The following is a 16,962-nucleotide window of genomic DNA, read 5'->3' on the forward strand; positions in this document are numbered from 1 at the left end:
ACGATCTGGATGGCGAATGCCTCGACCCGCACCGGACGACGCGCAGCAGAAGGGGTGGGGCGCCCCCGTGGCGCGCCCCACCCCCTCGGCCGTCTCCCGCGGCCTCGACCGTCCCCCGCGGCCCCCGCCGGTCCGCTCAGTCGACGACCGGCGTGCCGTGGGTGTGGAAGGACTCGATGGTCTTCAGGCCCCAGGCCTGGCCCTTCTTGCGCTCGGCCTCGGTCCAGGTGATCAGCGGCCAGTCGGGGGCCAGCACGAGGCGGGTGAGCGGGTTGCACAGCTCGATCCGGTTGCCGCCCGGCTCGTAGACGTAGAGGAAGAACGTCTGCTGGATGGCGTGCTTGTGCGGGCCGGTCTCGATGAACACCCCGGTGTCCAGGGCGAGGTCGGCCGCGCGCAGGATGTCCTCGCGGGTGTCGGTGGCGAAGGCGATGTGGTGCAGCCTGCCCTGCGAGCCGGTCCAGTCCTCGGTGTAGACGACGTCGTACGACTTGTTGGTGTACGTCAGCCACTTCGCGGCGATCCGGCCGTTGTCGAGGCGGATCTGCTCGGTGGGCCGGGCGCCCAGGACGTTCTGGTGGAAGTCGGCGTTGGCGGCCACGTCGGCGCCGAGGAAGTTGACGTGGTCCAGGCGCCGTACGCCCACCCCGTGGCCCGGTTTGGCCTGCGGCTGGTTCTTGAGGCCGGGGGTGAGGTGCTCGGGGGCCCGGTAGTACTCGGACTCCCAGTAGAGGGCGATCTCGTGCCCGTCGGGGTCGGCGGTGGCGTAGATCCGGCCGAGGCCGGGTTCGTCCTCGGTCCAGCGGCCCTGGTGGCCGGCCGCCTCCAGCTCCTTCACCCGGCGGCGCAGCGCCTCCTCGCTGGAGGTGCGCAGCGCGGTGCGGCGCATGCCGGCCTTCTCGTGGGCGACGAGGACCAGGCTGTGGTGCTCGTAGTCGTCGAAGGTGCGGAGGTAGACCTTGTCGCCCTCCTGCCCGTTGACGGTCAGGCCGAGGTAGTCGGTGAAGAAGGCGAGGCTGGCGTCGAGGTCGGGGGTGAGCAGTTCGACGTGCCCGAGGTGGGCGATGTCTCCCAGCGGCGGAGTCATCCGTTTTCTCCTTGTGCGTGGCGGACGGGGGCGGTGCCGGCGGACCGGGGGAACACCGTGCCGTCGAAGATCTTGCGGGCGGTGCGGACGACGGCGGTGCGCCGGGCCACCGGGCGGGCGCCCTCGGCGCCGTCGGCGACGCTGGTCTCGATGTCGAGGAAGCCGGTGGGGTGCTCGATGCGCAGCCGGTCCCCGTCGGGCAGCCGGGCCAGGTCGTGGCCGACGGCGCCCTCGATGCGCAGTCCGGCGCCGACGCTGGCGGCGCCGAGCACACCGATGGAGGTGTGGCAGCGCACCGGGATGAAGGTCCGGGTGGTCACGGCGCCGCCGTCGCGGGGCGGGGCGAGCAGCGTCATCTTGGGCACGGTGGTGTGCTCCACGTCGCCGAGCCCCATCAGCCGCCCCGCCGTCAGGCGGATCTCCCGCAGCCGGTCGGCGAGGGCGAGGTCCTCCTCCAGGTCCTTGGGGGCCTCGTAGCCGGTGATCTTCAGGTCGGAGGCGGCGAGCAGGACCGTCGGCATGCCGTTGTCGACGCAGGTGACCTCGGTGCCGGCGATCGTGTCCCGGACGTTGCCGGTGGGCAGCAGGGGGCTGCCGCCCGGCGGGAACTCGATCACCACGGCCGCCGCGGTGCCGGGGACGCCGGAGATCTCGGCGTCGCCGGTGTAGTCGACGCGGCCGCCGGGGGTCGGGAAGGTCGCGGTGGCGAGGTCGTCGCTGTTGACCATGCGGATGCGGACCGAGGTCTCCGCCTCCCCGGCGGGCACGAGTCCGCGTTCGACGGCGAAGGGGCCGACGCCGGCGAGCAGGTTGCCGCAGTTCTGCCGGTCGGACACCTCGGGGGCGTCCACGCCGACCTGGAGGAACAGGTAGTCGACGTCCGCCTCGGGGTGCTCGGAGGCGGAGACGACGGCGACCTTGCTGGTCAGCGGGTGTGCGCCGCCCATGCCGTCGATCTGCCGGGGGTCGGGGCTGCCCATGACGCGCAGTAGCAGGTCGTCCCGCGCGGCCGGGTCGGCGGGGAGATCGCCGGCGAGGAAGTAGGCGCCCTTGGAGGTGCCGCCGCGCATGAGCATGCAGCGGAGTTCGTCGTGACCGGTCATGCTCCCTCCCCCGTACGGACGTACTCCTCGTACTCCTCGTGGGACTGGTAGCGCACCCCGAGCCGCGCGAGGGTCTCGCGCAGCCCGTAGCGGTCGAGCCCGAGCTGTCCCTCCTGGAACGCGGCGCGGGAGGCGGCCTCCTTGCGTTCACGGGCCTCGGACGCCTCGGCGGTCTGCCGGGCGCGCTCGCGCGGTACGCACACCACGCCGTCGTCGTCGGCGAGGACGACGTCGCCGGGGCGTACCACCTGGCCGCCGATGGCGACGAGGACGTTGACGGAGCCGCCGGTGGCCTTGACGGTGCCCTGCGGGCTGACGGCGGCGGACCAGGCGGGGAAGCCCATGGCGCGCAGTTCGGCGGTGTCGCGGATGCCGGCGTTGATGACCAGGCCGCGCACCCCGCGCCGCTGGAGCGCGGTGGCGAACAGCTCGCCGAACATGCCGTCGGTGGACGGCGAGGTGGTGGTGACGACCAGCAGGTCGCCCTCGCCGCACTGTTCGACCGCCGCGTGGATCATGAGGTTGTCGCCGGGCCACGAGAGCACCGTCACGGCGGTGCCCGCGACCCGGGTGTCCTGCTGGATGGGGCGCAGGTGGGTGCCGAGCAGACCGGTGCGGCCCATCGCCTCGTGCACGGTGGCGACGCCGTACCCGGCGAGCGCGTCGACGTCCTTCGCCGCGGCCTTCGGCGGCCCGGTGACGATCACTCCACTCATGCCGCCTCCCCCGTGCCACGGGCGCGGACCGTCCCGGCGGGGGCGGTGGAGCGGGGAGCGGCGGGCGCGTTGCCGTCGGTCATGCTGCAGTCTCCTTGGTGGACAGGTGGGCGCCCGCCCCCCGGCGTCAGTCGTGGCGGTAGGCCTCGATCACGCTGCTGAGGTGGGCGCGGACGGCCGCGTCGGCCGCCTTCGGGTCCCTGGCCCGGATCGCCTTGACCATGGCCAGGTGCTCGTTCAGGGACTGCTGCGGACGCCCGGGGCGCAGCGCCAGCTGGAAGCGGTGCCTCACCAGCTGGGCGTTGAGCCTGTCCAGCAGTTCGACGGCCACCTGCTGGCCGGAGATCTGCCGGATGCGGCTGTGCAGTTCGGCGTTGAGCTCCGAGTAGGTCAGGGGCTCGCCGGCGGCGACGGCCTTGGTCATCGCCTCGCCCAGCTCGGCCAGTTCGCCGAGCTGTTCGTCGGTGGCCATGACGGCCGCCTTGGCCGCGCACAGCCCCTCCAGCACCATCCGGCACTCGGTGATGGCGACGGCCTCCTCGACCGACACCACCCGCACCCGGGACCCGCGGTTGCGGATCCGTTCGACGAGGCCCTCCGAGGCCAGATCGATCAGTGCCGCCCGGATGCTGGCCCGGGTGACCCCGAACTCCTCGGCCAGTTCGTTCTCCACCAGCCGCTGTGCCGGAGCCATCTCGCCGCGCAGGATCGCCTGCCGCAGCTTCGTCAGCGCGAGCTGTTTGGCCTGCTCCCCGGTGCCCGGCCGGGCCTCGTTCGGCATGTGCCCTCCCTGAATGAGTGCCTGTCGAACGTAAATCTATCCAAACAAGATTGTCAACAATTTTGTTTGACAGGTTGCGGCCACCGACGACCCCGTCCGCCCGCGACGACTCGCCCGCTCAGGCCCCCTTCGCGACTCCCCGCGCCCACCACACCAACGGCACCTGCACCGGCAGCCGGCCGAGGGCCGCGGCCCGCAGCGGACCCGGCCTGTCGCGCCAGTCGACGGCCATCTTCACGTTGGCCGGAAACACCCCCACGAAGAACGCGGCCGTCACCAGCGCCGCACGCCGCCGGGTCCGCGGCAGCGCCACCCCGGCCGCCAGCGCCAGCTCCGCCGCACCGCTGGCGTACGTCCAGGCCCGGGCCGGTCCCGGCAGGGCGCGGGGGACGATCGCGTCGAAGTTCCGGGGCCGGGCGAAGTGGGCGGCTCCGGCGGTGGCCAGCAGTCCGGCGAGCAGCAGCGGCGAGCGGTGGGACACGGTTCCTCCTACGGGACGCGAGTGGTTACCCGAGAGTAAAGGAACGGTCGCGGCGAAATTGGTCGCCGCATACGCGGATGCACCACCGGGAAGTTGAGCGGACACTGACACAGAACAAGACCATGGTTTCCGGAGAAAGGCGGCGCCCCTATGGCACAGCGAACATCCGGGCGGGGACTGGCGGGTGAACTGGCCGCGGAGTTCCTGGGCACCCTGATCCTCATCCTCTTCGGCTGCGGCGTGGTCGCGCAGGTGGTGGCCGGAGGACTCGGCGATCACGACAGCATCGCCTGGGCGTGGGGCCTCGGCGTCACGCTGGGCGTCTACGTGGCCGCCAGACTCAGCGGTGCTCATCTCAACCCGGCCGTGACAGTGGCCCTGGCCTGCTTCAAGGGCTTCTCCTGGCGCAAGGTCATCCCCTACTCCCTCGCCCAGACGCTGGGCGCGTTCATCGCCGCGCTGCTCGTGCGGTGGAACTTCACGGAGATCCTCGGCAAGGCCGACCCCGGTCACACCCTCAAGACGCAGATCGTGTTCTCGACCCTGCCCGGCAACGGCACGTTCCCGGTGAGCGAGTGGGGGGCGCTGCGGGACCAGATCATCGGCACCGCCATCCTGTTGCTCCTGATCTTCGCCATCACCGACCTGCTGAACACGCCCCCGGGCGCCAACATGGCCCCGTTCATCATCGGTCTCGTGGTCGTGGCGATCGGCATGGCCTGGGGCACCGACGCCGGATACGCCATCAACCCCGCCCGTGACCTGGGCCCCCGTCTGGCCAGCTACCTCACCGGCTACGGCTCGGCCTGGCGGGATCAGTACGGCAACCTCTATTTCTGGGTGCCCATCGTCGGGCCGCTGATCGGTGGCGTCCTGGGTGCCGCCGTCTACCGGTACATGATCACGCCGTTCCTGCCCGCGGCGGAGGAACAGGAACCCGGCCGGGTGCCGGCACCGGAGGAGTGAGGAAACCGGGCGGGGCCCGCCACGGGCGGCCCCGCCCGCCGCATCCCGGTGCGCCGCCCGACGGGGCGCTCAGCGCGGCAGGTCCTCGCCCCGGATGATCTTCTCCGCGATCTCCCGCAGCTTGATGTTGAGGTCCTGGGAGGTCCGCTTCAGCACCGCGAACGCCTGGTCCTGCCCCAGGTTGAACCGCTCCCGGACGATGCCGATCGCCTGGCCGATCTCGTCCCGCGACTGGAGCGCCGTCTGCAACTGGTCCTCGGTACGGGCGTGCGCGAAGGCGACCGCGGCGTGCGAGGCGAGCAGCCAGCCCACGTGCTCGTCCTGGTGGGTGAAGGCGTTCGGCCGATACGAGTACACGTTCAGCGCGCCCAGTGTGTTGTGCCGGTCGAACAGCCGGAACCCCATGGCACTGCGCAGCCCCAGCTCGACGGCGCGCGGCGCGTAACGGGGCCACGAATCCCCCGCCTCCCGCAGATCGGGGATGTGCTGCACGGAGCCCTCGAGGGTGACGGCGTCGAAGCAGGGCCCCTCGCGCAGTTCGCCCTGCACGGCGTCGGAGGCGCGCACCACGTCGTCCGTGGCGGAGACCGTCCGTACGGCCCTGCGCCGCAGGGTGAGGATGCCGGCCGCGTCGCAGCCGTCGATCAGCGCCACCGCGTGGTCGGAGATACGGTCGACGGTGTCCTGCACGGACTCCTGCGCCAGCAGGTCCCGTGCCATCGCCGCGAGCCGGTCGGCGAGCTTCGGCCAGCCGCCGTCCGCCGCCTGCGGGGAGACATCGCCCACGCCATGACCTCCCTGGACGTTCCTTCTCCGGTCAGATTACTGCACCGGTCCCGGCGGCGAAGCCGGACACAAAACGTGGCACAGGTCACACCGCAGCCTTCCCGGATACCGGAACCCTGGCCAATGGTTTACCGTTCACCAACATGTGGCCCCGGCCACCACGAACGGCCTCGGCTGGTCTCCCCCGTCCAGCCGAGGCTTCCCCCTTTTCCCGGGCTTCCTTGGCCGTGTTTCCTGTCCGTGCGGATGTCTCGGCCGTGCGGGCGTCCCCTCAGCCCTGCGTGCGCCGTACGCACTCCGCGACCACGTCGCCCAGGCTGCCTTTCTCCTCCAGCAGCCTGCGCTGCACCACCGCGCCGTTCCCCTCCCGCAGCACCCCCGCCGCCGCCTGGCGGGCCCGTTCCGCGTCGCCCGTCTCCTCCAGGGCCGCGCCCACGTGGTCGAGCAGCGCACCCACCACGTCCGCCACCGGCCGCGGCCGCATCGTCACCGGGTCGAGCAGTTCGCCCTCGGCGCCCGACCGCGCGGCCCGCCATGCCGCCAGCCGCATCAGACTCACGTCGTGCGGCACCGGCTCCACCCCCGCGGCCGCCTCCCGCGCCGCCGTCTCGACCAGCCCGCGCGCCAGCGTGGCGACGAGCACGGTCGTGGACGCGTCCAGGCAGACGTCCGACACCCGGATCTCCACCGTGGGATACGTCCGGGAGAGCCGGGCGTCGAAGTAGACCATCCCCTCGTCCCGCAGCACCCCGGTGGCGACCATGTCGCCGACCAGCCGGTGGTACCGCTCGGCGGAGCCGAACAGCGCGGTGGGCCCCGCCATGGGCCAGCGCGCCCACACCCGGCTGCGGTAGCTGGCGTAGCGGCTGTCCTTGCCCTGCCAGAAGGGCGAGTTGGCGCTCAGCGCGGTCAGCACGGGCAGCCACGGCCGGACGCGGTCGAGGACCGCGACCGCCTCGCCGTCGGAGTCGACGGACACATGCACATGGCAGCCGCACACGAGCTGTTCCCGGGGCAGCAGCCCGAACTCCTCCGCCATCCACTGGTAGCGGCTCTCCACGGTGAGCTGCGGGGTGACCGGCAGCGGTGACGTCGCCAGTGCGGCGACCACCGCGCCCACGTCCCCGGCGTGCCGGGCCGCCTCCTTGCGGCAGCGCAGGATCTCCGCGCCGAGCGCCTCCATGTCGGACTGCGGGTGCGTGGCGAACTCCAGCATCTGGGACTGGAGTTCCTTCTCGAAGACGTCGTCACCGCCACCGGCGCCGTGCGCGGCGCGGGCCAGCACCGCGGCCGCAAGGGCGCGCGGCTCCCCGCTCTCCGGATCCACCAGGAGGAGCTCCTCCTCCACGCCGACGGTACGCACGTCGCTGTTCTCCCTCCCTGCACCGGGTTGCGCGACGGCCGGCGCCGTCCCCACGGGTTGCCCCGCGAGTGCCCCGCCGCCCGCCCGCGGAAACCGGCGCCCGGATCAGCGCCTGCTCCCGGAACGCTTTGTTGCCCTGCGGGAAAGTGGGTTAGCCTGCCGCGTATTTCTCATGAGGCGGATCGCCGGTACGGCGGGGAACCCTCGGGAGCCGGACGGGCGATCCCCACCCCGGCCCCCGCTGCGTTCGTACGCCGTGACCGGTGGCTCCTGGAGAGCGGGACGAGGGTGGGCATGAGCAGGGCGACGGACGAGGCCAAGAGCCGTGGCTCGGGCGACCAGGAGCTGCGCCGGCTCCTCGCCGGCCTGACGGCGGTCCGGGACGGCGACTTCGGCACCCGGCTGCCGGACGACGGCGGAGGGCTGCTCGGCGAGATCGCCACCGTCTTCAACGGGATGGTGGACCAGTTGTCCCTGTTCACCTCCGAGGTCACCCGGGTGGCCCGCGAGGTGGGCACCGAGGGCACGCTCGGCGGCCAGGCGGAGGTGCCCGGCGTCTCGGGCACGTGGGCGGACCTGACCGACTCCGTGAACGCGATGGCCGGCAATCTGACCACCCAGGTCCGCGACATCGCCCAGGTCGCCACGGCGGTGGCCAGGGGCGACCTGTCGCAGAAGATCGACGTGCCGGCCCGCGGGGAGATCCTGGAGCTGAAGGAGACCGTCAACACGATGGTCGACCAGCTCTCCGCCTTCGCCGACGAGGTCACCCGCGTCGCCCGCGAGGTCGGCAGCGAGGGCCGCCTCGGCGGCCAGGCGCAGGTGCCGGGAGTCGGCGGGGTGTGGCGGGACCTGACCGACTCCGTCAACCACATGGCCGGCAATCTCACCTCGCAGGTGCGTTCGATCGCCCAGGTGACGACGGCGGTGGCACGCGGCGATCTGTCGAAGAAGATCGACGTGGACGCGCGGGGCGAGATCCTGGAGCTCAAGAGCACCATCAACACGATGGTCGACCAGCTCTCCTCGTTCGCCGCCGAGGTCACCCGGGTCGCCCGCGAGGTCGGCACCGACGGGCGGCTCGGCGGCCAGGCGGACGTCAAGGACGTACGGGGCACCTGGCGGGACCTCACCGACTCGGTGAACTCCATGGCCGGGAACCTGACCGACCAGGTGCGCTCGATCGCCCAGGTCGCCACCGCCGTCGCCAAGGGCGACCTGTCGCAGAAGATCACCGTGGACGCGCGGGGCGAGATCCTGGCCCTGAAGGACACCATCAACACGATGGTCGAGCAGCTCTCCGCCTTCGCCGACGAGGTCACCCGCGTCGCCCGCGAGGTCGGCACGGCCGGCAACCTGGGCGGCCAGGCGCAGGTGCGGGGCGTGTCGGGGACGTGGAAGGACCTCACCGACAACGTCAACGTGATGGCGTCGAACCTCACCGGACAGGTCCGCTCGATCGCCCAGGTGGCCACCGCGGTCGCCAAGGGCGATCTGTCGCAGAAGATCACGGTCGAGGCCAAGGGCGAGGTCGCGGCGCTCGCCGACACCATCAACACGATGGTGGACACGCTCTCCGCGTTCGCCGGTGAGGTCACCCGGGTCGCCCGCGAGGTCGGCACCGAGGGGCGGCTCGGCGGGCAGGCGCACGTCCCGAACGTGGCCGGCACCTGGAAGGACCTGACCGACAACGTCAACTCCATGGCGAACAACCTGACCGGTCAGGTCCGCAACATCGCCCTGGTGACGACCGCCGTGGCCAACGGCGACCTGTCGAAGAAGATCGACGTGGACGCGCGGGGCGAGATCCTGGAGCTGAAGACGACCATCAACACGATGGTCGACCAGCTCTCCTCGTTCGCCGCCGAGGTCACACGTGTCGCCCGCGAGGTCGGCAGCGAGGGCCGGCTCGGCGGGCAGGCCGAGGTGGAGGGTGTCTCCGGCACCTGGAAGCGGCTCACCGAGAACGTCAACGAACTGGCGGGCAACCTCACCCGTCAGGTGCGGGCCATCGCCGAGGTGACCAGCGCGGTCGCCGAGGGCGATCTGACCCGGTCGATCACCGTGGACGCCTCCGGCGAGGTCGCCGACCTCAAGGACAACATCAACTCCATGGTCGGCTCGCTGCGCGAGACCACGCGGGCCAACCAGGAGCAGGACTGGCTCAAGACCAACCTGGCCCGGATCTCCGGGCTCATGCAGGGCCACCGGGACCTCGCCGTCGTCGCCGAGCTGATCATGGACGAGCTGACGCCGCTGGTCTCCGCCCAGTACGGCGCGTTCTACCTCGCGGAGGAGACGGCGAGCGGCACCGAGCTGCGGCTGATCGGCTCCTACGGCTACCCGGCCGACGACGGCCGCCCCGCGCGGATCCCGCTCGGACGGTCCCTGGTCGGGCAGGCCGCGCGCAACCGGCGCGCGATCACCGTGGACGCGCTGCCGTCCGCGTACGTGACGATCTCCTCCGGGCTCGGGAGCACCGAGCCGACCGCGCTGCGGGTGCTGCCGATCGTGGTGGAGGAGCAGGTGCTCGGCGTCATCGAGCTGGCCTCGGTGACCCGGTTCACGCAGATCCACGAGGACTTCCTCGAACAGCTGATGGAGACGGTCGGCGTCAACGTCAACACGATCGTCGCCAACGCCCGTACGGACGAACTGCTTCTGGAGTCGCAGCGGCTCACCACCGAACTGCAGGCACGCTCCGAGGAGTTGCAGGTCCAGCAGGACGAACTGCAGCGCTCCAACGCGGAGCTGGAGGAGAAGGCCACGCTGCTGGCCGAGCAGAACCGGGACATCGAGACGAAGAACCTGGAGATCGAGCAGGCCCGGCAGGAGCTGGAGACCCGCGCGCAGGAGCTCTCCCTCGCCTCGAAGTACAAGTCGGAGTTCCTGGCCAACATGAGCCACGAGCTGCGCACCCCGCTCAACAGCCTGCTCATCCTCGCCCAGTTGCTGGCGCAGAACCCCTCGCACAACCTCACGCCGAAGCAGGTGGAGTACGCCGGGATCATCCACTCCGCCGGTTCGGACCTGCTCCAGCTGATCAACGACATCCTCGATCTGTCCAAGGTCGAGGCGGGCAAGATGGACATCAGCCCCGAGCGGGTGCCGCTGCGCCGGCTGCTCGACTACGTCGAGGCCACGTTCCGCCCGATGACGAGCCAGAAGAGCCTGGAGTTCACCGTCTCCACCGCGCCCGGTGTGCCGGTGGACCTGCTGACCGACGACTCCCGGCTGCGGCAGGTGCTGCGCAACCTGCTGTCCAACGCGGTGAAGTTCACCGAGCGGGGCAGCGTGGAGCTGCGCATCGAACCGGCGCAGGCCCAGGACGTGCCGGCCGCCGTGCACCGCGAGGGCGCCGTGGTGGCGTTCCACGTCAAGGACTCCGGCATCGGCATCGCCGCGCACCAGCTGGAGACCATCTTCGGCGCGTTCCAGCAGGCGGACGGCACCACCAGCCGCAAGTACGGCGGCACGGGCCTCGGGCTGTCCATCACCCGGGAGATCGCCCATCTGCTGGGCGGCGCGGTGACGGTGGAGAGCACGCCGGGGCAGGGCAGCACGTTCACCCTGTATCTGCCGGTCGCCCGGGCCGACTTCGAGGAGCTGAACCGGGCGCCGCAGCCGGCGGCGCTGCCGGCCGGGTCCGGCGAGGCGTCCGAGGCGCCGCCCGCCCCGGTCGCGGCCACGCCGCCGGCCGCGCGGCGGCGCCGGCTGCTCATCCTGGAGGAGCGGCCGCGCGGGCTGCTGACGCTGGTCGCCGAGAGCACCGTCGCCAATCTGTCGCGGGGGCACGGCGGAACCGATCCGCGCGAGGTCATCGACATCATCACCACCGTCGACGCGCAGGAGGCGGCCGGGGCGCTGGCCGCCGAGCCGTGCCACTGCGTGGTGCTCGACCTCGGCATGGGCGACGACGAGGCGTCCCGCTTCCTGGACGCGCTCGACGGGGACCCGGCGCCGGCCTCCGTGCCGGTACTGGTCCACAACGGCCGGCGCGTCGACGTCGACCGGGACCCGGTGCTGCGCGGACGCACCGAGAGCGGCGCCCTGGAAATCCTCTCCAGCCTGGACGAGCTGCGCGAGCGCATCGCCCTGCACCTGTCGGCCGAGGAGCCCGGCGACGTACTGCCGCTGGTGCGCACGGAGAAGCCGCAGCCGGAGTCGCCGGTGGTGGACGGCTCCTTCACCGGCCGCACGGTCCTCGTCGTCGACGACGACGCCCGCAACCTGTTCGCCCTCAGCGGCATCCTGGAGCTGCACGGCTTCCGGGTGCTGCACGCGGAGAACGGCCGCAAGGGGGTGGACGCGCTGCTCGCCCACCCGGAGGTCTGCCTGGTCCTGATGGACGTGATGATGCCGGAGATGGACGGCTACGCGGCCACCGCGGAGATCCGCGGCCTGCCGCGCTACGCCGATCTGCCGATCATCGCGGTCACCGCGAAGGCGATGCCCGGGGACCGGGAGAAGAGCCTGCTGTCCGGCGCGAGCGACTACGTGACCAAACCGGTCGACGCCAATGATCTGATCGCCTGCGTCCGCCGCTGGCTGACCGGCTGAGGCCGGGCGGTGCCCGCACCGCCCCCTCCCGCCGCACGGACCTCTCCGACCGCCAGCCGAGGAGCACGACCGCAGTGACCACACCCCACGGACCCGACGGGGCCCCGGACGAAGGCCGCGAGCCCCCGGTCCCGGACGCGCCCGCGCCCCCGGACGACACGTCCGGCCACCCCGGCGCCCGGCCTCCCGCCGCGCGACCGCCCGGCACGGGCGCCGGACCGTCCACCAAGCCGTCGCCCGGCACGGGCCCCGGACCGACCGACGGCACTGGGGCCCGTGCGGCCACGCCTCCGGCCGACGAGGCCGCATCCGGTCCGGGCCCCACCGGGGCCGGCCGCACCGGGTCCGCCCTGGGCGGCGAAGCCGCATCCGACGCCACCGCCGCGGCCGCGACCACCGGCCCCATCCCGGCGGACGCCGCCGCGCCACCGGCGCCCACCGCCGGCTCCGGCACGGACGTGGCGGTACCGCCCGGCGGCCCCGGCCGGCCCGCCGACGCCCCGGCCGCCGGTGGTACCGGCTCCGCACGCACCACCGCCGGCTCCGGCGCGGGCCCCGGCCCGCTGTCGGGCGAAACCGGCGGTGTGCCGGAGGCGGATGCGGACGGTGATGGGCTCCCGGTGCTGTCCGGCGTCGACGGCGATGCCGGCATCGCCGTCGGTACCGGCGACGGCGGCACGCGGTCCGCCGTGGGGCGGCTCGCGGCGACCGTGCGGCGGTTGCGGCAGGAGGTGTGGGCCGCGCAGGCCGCCGCCGACGGGCGGGCCCTGGTCGACCTGGCGCGCGGCATCCTCATCGAGCGGCTCGGCCTCGGCCCCGTCGAGGCCGCCCGGCATCTCACCGCCCTCGCCGAGCAGGCCGGCGTGGAGCCCCTGGAACTGGCCGTCGACGTCATCAACCAGGCGGCCCGCGACCGCCTCTCCGAGGTCGCCGCGGAGTTCGTCGCCGAAGCCACCGAGGCGCCCGGCACCCCGGCCGGCCCCCGTACGGCCTCCTCCGCGGTGGTCCGGCTGCGCACGGCGGAGAGCGGCGCGCTGGCCGCCGCCGACACCCAGGCCGTCGCCGACTCCCTCCTCCAGCACGCCCTCGCCCCGCTGGGCGCCTGCGCGGTCGCCGTGTGGGCGGCCCGCTCCGACGGCTCCCTGGCGCTGGCCGGCAGCGCCGGCTTCTCCGCCGCTGAGGCGGAGCGCTGGTGCTACGTCCCGCCGGGCGTCGCCACCGTCGCCCGGTGCGCGCTCACCGAGCGCGGCACCCAGTGGTACTCCTCGCTCGACGAGGCCGGTGTCCCCACCATCGGGCACACCGAGTTCCCGTACGGCGGCCGGGTCGCCGTGCCCGCCGGCACCGGCGGCCGCATCCACGGCGTCCTGGAGATCGGCTGGGCCTCGCCGCTCGCCCCGCAGCCCCCGCAGATCGTCCGCCAGGTCGAGGCGCTGGCCGAGCTGTGCGCGCACACCCTGGAGACCCACACCCCGCCCGCCGTCACCCCCGGCGAGCCGCCCGCCCAGCCCGGCGTCTCCGAACTCGTCCACCTCGCCGAAGGCCTGCACGACCCGGCACTGGTACTCGTCCCCTGCTTCGACGACGACGGCCACCTCGTCGACTTCCGCATCCACTACGTCAACTCCCGCTTCCTCGACCCGGCCGGCCGGCCGCGCGGTGCCGTGACCGGGGCGCTGCTCCTGGAGGCCTATCCGATGGCCGCCGGGGAGAGCGAGCTGTTCCAGCAGATCGAACGGGTGTACGCCACGGGCGAGCCGTTCCGCGCCCAGCGGATGACGCTCACCGCGCTGGTCGAGCAGGTCGCGCTGTCCGCCGTGGCGGACGTGCACGTCAGCCGGCACGGCAGCAGTCTGCTGTTCATCTGGCGGATCGAGGACGAGGCGGCCCGGCTCGCCAGCCTGCTCCAACACGCCCAGCGGCTCGGCCGGATCGGCGGCTTCGAGGAGAACCTCCTCACCGACGGCGTCACCTGGAACAGCCAGCTCTACGGCCTCTTCGGCCGCCCCTCCTACGCCGTCCCGGTCCGGCTCCAGGATCTGCCCGCGCACGCCCACCCCGACGACGCCGTGGCCCTCGGCCGCTTCCTGCGGACCGTGCTGCACAACCGGCGCCCCGCCTCCGTCGCCTTCCGGCTCCAGCGCCCGGACGGCGTCACCCGGCACATGCGGGTGGTGGCCGAGCCGGTGCTCGACGCCGACGACGGGCTGCTCGCCGTGCGCGGGGCGTACCAGGACATCTCCGCCCAGCACTGGACGGAGGTCGCGCTGGCCGCCACCCGCGACCAGCTCGCCCACACCGAGCAGCAGTCCGCCGAACGCAACCGGCTGGCGCTGCAGTTGCAGCACGCGATCATGCCGCCCACACAGGCGCCGCTGGAGATCCCCCAGTTGCAGCTCGCCGTGCGCTACCGGCCCGCCGAGACCGAGCAGCTGGTCGGCGGCGACTGGTACGACGCGGTCGTCCTGCCGTCGAAGAAGGTGCTGCTGTGCGTGGGCGACGTCGCGGGTCACGGCATCGACGCGGCGACCAGCATGGTCGTGCTGCGCAACGCGCTGCGGGGCCTCGCGGTCACCGGCGCGGGTCCGGCCCAGCTGCTGTCCTGGCTGAACATAGTGGCGCACCACCTCACCGGCGCCGTCACCGCCACCGCCGTGTGCGGCCTGTACGACCCCGTCACCCGCTCCCTGCGCTGGGCGAGGGCGGGCCACCTCCCGCCGGTACTGGTGCGGGACGCGGAGGCCACCGCGCTGCCGCTGGTACGGGGTCTGCTGCTCGGCGCGGTGTCGGAGACGACGTACGAGGAGGCCGAGGTGCGGCTCGCCCCGGACGACACGCTGCTGATGTACACCGACGGTCTGATCGAGCGCCGCGACCTGCCGGTGGAGGAGTCGCTGGCGCACCTGCTGACCACGGCCGGCACGGCCGGCACGCCCGCCTCACCGCTGCCGCAGCAGCTGGACCGGCTGCTGACGTACAGCAGATCGGACACCGACGACGACACCTGCATCGTCGGCATACGCGTGCTGTGACCGGCGACGGGGAAGCCTTCGCACGAGAGAGCGAAAAGGACGGTGTGAAGATCGGCAAGGGGGGTACTGAAGCGTGGCCCATGCCAACCCCAGTGAATGAGGGTGAATGAGATGACAGCCGTGGCCGCCCACGCCGCAGCCCGTACGACGCACGTGACGCCAGCTCCGGACACCGTCGCCGATCCCCAGAGCGTGAGCCCCAAGGACGCGCGGGAGCTGTCCCGGCACTTCTTCGCCCGGCTGGCCACCCTGGAGGAGGGCACGCCCGACTTCCAGTACGTGCGCAACACCCTGATCGAGATGAACCTCTCGCTCGTCCGGTACGCGGCCTCGCGGTTCCGCAGCCGGGGCGCGGACGAGATGGAGGACATCGTCCAGGTCGGCACGATCGGTCTGATCAAGGCGATCGACCGGTTCGAGCTGACGCGGGAGGTGGAGTTCACCTCGTTCGCGGTGCCGTACATCGTGGGTGAGATCAAGCGGTTCTTCCGGGACACCAGCTGGGCCGTGCACGTGCCGCGCCGGCTCCAGGAGGCGCGGGTGGAACTGGCCCGCGCCACGGAGGAGTTGAGCCGCCGCACCGGCAGGCAGCCGACGGTGCGGGAGCTGTCGGCGCTGATGTCGTTGCCGGAGGAGGAGGTCATCGAGGCCCGCAAGGCGTCGAACGCGTACCGCAGTTCGTCGCTGGACGCGTCACTGAGCGGGGACGGCGCGCTGGACGGCGAGACCGCCCTCGCCGACTTCATCGGCGTGGAGGAGCGCGGCCTGGAACTGGTCGAGGACCTGCACTCCCTGGCCCCCCTGGTCGCCGGCCTCCCCGAACGCGACCGCACGATCCTGCACCTGCGCTTCGTCGAGGAACTCACCCAGGCCCAGATCGGCGAACAGCTCGGCATCTCCCAAATGCACGTCTCCCGCCTCCTCAACCGCATCGTCACCACGCTGCGCCAGGGATTGCTGGGCACCTCCTGAACCCAGGAAGAAGGGGCGCGGGGAACTGCGCGGTCTTTTGACGGGGGTCCGGGGCCGAGCCCCCGGGGGACGGGAAGAGCAGGGGCGGTGGGGGCGAAAAACCCTCCCGCCCCCACCCCACCCCGCGTTTCACGCGATCCCCCCGTGGCACCCGGCAGTCACCGCCCGCCCCGCCCAGGGGCGGACCGAGACGCACAGACAGGAGGGGCCCATGGCCACCGGAGAGACCGGCTTCAGCGACGTCGTCTTCGACCTCATCTCCGTCCAGTACCACTCCCTGAAGGCCGGCCACGACTACGGCCAGTACGTCCGCGACGCGGAGAACGCCGGCAAGAAGGACATCGCCGACTTCTTCCGCTCCGTCATGGAGCAGGACTCCGAGCGGGCCGCCCAGTGCCACCGCTTCCTCGGCGAACTCCGCGGCCCCGAGGACGCCCAGCCCAAGGGCTGACCCCCTCGGCCGCACGCCGAGCGCGCCCGGGCCCGCCGCACACGAGACACGTGCGCCGGGCCCGGGCGCGTTCGGGTTCCGCCGCACCTCCAGGCATGCCCCGCCTCTCCCCGGGTAGACGGGCCCTGCTCGCCACGGCCCGCCCGCCCCGCGGCGAGACGTTGATCACTGCCAAGGGGCGCGTCCGCGGCGCATCCGGACGCCGCCCCGGGGTAGGCAGGCTCTCGTAGGAAGTGCTTCGTGGAGGACGATGTGTCGACTGAACAAGCCCCCCTTTCCATCGACGTGACCCTGCCCCGGGAGGATGTCGCGCTGGTCACCGTGAAGGGATTCCTCGACGTCGACACGGCGACCGAGCTGCATCACCACCTGGCCAACCAGGTGCACCACGGCCGGCACCATCTGCTGCTCGACCTGTCCGCCGTGCCGTTCATGGACTCCTCCGGCATCAACATCATTCTCAAGGCGTACAAGGAGACGCGGCAGGTCGACGGCAGCGTGCGCCTGGTGGATCCGGCCCCCGCCGTCCAGCGCATCCTGGACCTGACCGGCGTGAGCCTGACGGTCCCGTCCGCCAAGACCGTGGACGACGCACTCGCCGACCTGAACAGCACGACCCCCGGCGGCACGGCCGCCACGGGCGGCTGACGACCGCCCCGCCCGC

13 protein-coding genes are annotated in these 16,962 nt (G+C 72.5%); 6 read left to right on the forward strand and 7 right to left on the reverse strand.

The window, feature by feature from the left end:
* Positions 1–136 precede the first annotated feature (136 nt).
* The 5 genes from OIE12_RS03225 to OIE12_RS03245 form a co-directional block, all read right to left on the reverse strand.
* On the reverse strand, positions 137–1,087 hold the full coding sequence (locus OIE12_RS03225; RefSeq protein ID WP_329131478.1) for a catechol 2,3-dioxygenase: 951 nt from the start codon (positions 1,085–1,087) through the stop codon (positions 137–139).
* On the reverse strand, positions 1,084–2,190 hold the full coding sequence (locus OIE12_RS03230) for a 4-oxalomesaconate tautomerase (protein WP_329131480.1): 1,107 nt from the start codon (positions 2,188–2,190) through the stop codon (positions 1,084–1,086). The genes OIE12_RS03225 and OIE12_RS03230 overlap by 4 nt, the downstream gene beginning before the upstream one ends.
* A complete protein-coding gene (locus OIE12_RS03235) occupies positions 2,187–2,906 on the reverse strand; it encodes a 4-carboxy-4-hydroxy-2-oxoadipate aldolase/oxaloacetate decarboxylase (protein ID WP_329131482.1) in 720 nt (239 codons plus the stop codon). Before OIE12_RS03235 ends, OIE12_RS03230 begins: the two co-directional genes overlap by 4 nt.
* 127 nt (positions 2,907–3,033) lie before the next feature.
* A complete protein-coding gene (locus tag OIE12_RS03240; RefSeq protein ID WP_329131484.1) occupies positions 3,034–3,687 on the reverse strand; it encodes a GntR family transcriptional regulator in 654 nt (217 codons plus the stop codon).
* A 118-nt stretch (positions 3,688–3,805) separates the two neighbouring features.
* On the reverse strand, positions 3,806–4,168 hold the full coding sequence (locus OIE12_RS03245; RefSeq protein WP_329131486.1) for a DoxX family protein: 363 nt from the start codon (positions 4,166–4,168) through the stop codon (positions 3,806–3,808).
* 150 nt (positions 4,169–4,318) lie between these two features.
* On the opposite strand from OIE12_RS03245, the gene OIE12_RS03250 reads away from it, so the two are divergent.
* Positions 4,319–5,134: an MIP/aquaporin family protein gene (locus tag OIE12_RS03250; protein ID WP_329131488.1), complete on the forward strand. Its 816-nt coding sequence runs from the start codon at positions 4,319–4,321 to the stop codon at positions 5,132–5,134.
* A 69-nt stretch (positions 5,135–5,203) separates the two neighbouring features.
* Here OIE12_RS03250 and OIE12_RS03255 read toward each other — a convergent pair whose 3' ends face one another.
* A complete protein-coding gene (locus OIE12_RS03255) occupies positions 5,204–5,854 on the reverse strand; it encodes a GAF and ANTAR domain-containing protein (RefSeq protein WP_443054017.1) in 651 nt (216 codons plus the stop codon).
* Between the two features lie 337 nt (positions 5,855–6,191).
* Positions 6,192–7,283 (reverse strand): glutamate--cysteine ligase 2, encoded by a 1,092-nt coding sequence (locus OIE12_RS03260; protein WP_329131492.1) that lies wholly within the window; start codon positions 7,281–7,283, stop codon positions 6,192–6,194.
* Positions 7,284–7,577: 294 nt separating this feature from the next.
* Between OIE12_RS03260 and OIE12_RS03265 the strand changes: the two genes are divergently transcribed.
* From OIE12_RS03265 to OIE12_RS03285, 5 genes are all read left to right on the forward strand, one after another.
* Positions 7,578–11,843: a HAMP domain-containing protein gene (locus OIE12_RS03265; RefSeq protein WP_329131494.1), complete on the forward strand. Its 4,266-nt coding sequence runs from the start codon at positions 7,578–7,580 to the stop codon at positions 11,841–11,843.
* 623 nt (positions 11,844–12,466) lie between these two features.
* A complete protein-coding gene (locus OIE12_RS03270) occupies positions 12,467–14,875 on the forward strand; it encodes a SpoIIE family protein phosphatase (RefSeq protein ID WP_443054018.1) in 2,409 nt (802 codons plus the stop codon).
* Positions 14,876–14,986: 111 nt separating this feature from the next.
* Positions 14,987–15,847 (forward strand): RNA polymerase sigma factor SigF, encoded by an 861-nt coding sequence (locus OIE12_RS03275; protein ID WP_329131496.1) that lies wholly within the window; start codon positions 14,987–14,989, stop codon positions 15,845–15,847.
* A 211-nt stretch (positions 15,848–16,058) separates the two neighbouring features.
* The gene (locus tag OIE12_RS03280; RefSeq protein WP_329131498.1) at positions 16,059–16,298 is read left to right on the forward strand and encodes an acyl carrier protein; all 240 of its coding nucleotides are present in this window, start codon (positions 16,059–16,061) and stop codon (positions 16,296–16,298) included.
* Between the two features lie 252 nt (positions 16,299–16,550).
* On the forward strand, positions 16,551–16,946 hold the full coding sequence (locus OIE12_RS03285; RefSeq protein ID WP_329131500.1) for an STAS domain-containing protein: 396 nt from the start codon (positions 16,551–16,553) through the stop codon (positions 16,944–16,946).
* Positions 16,947–16,962: the final 16 nt, after the last annotated feature.

It is taken from the genome of Streptomyces sp. NBC_00670 (genome assembly GCF_036226765.1).
Lineage (GTDB): Bacteria > Actinomycetota > Actinomycetes > Streptomycetales > Streptomycetaceae > Streptomyces.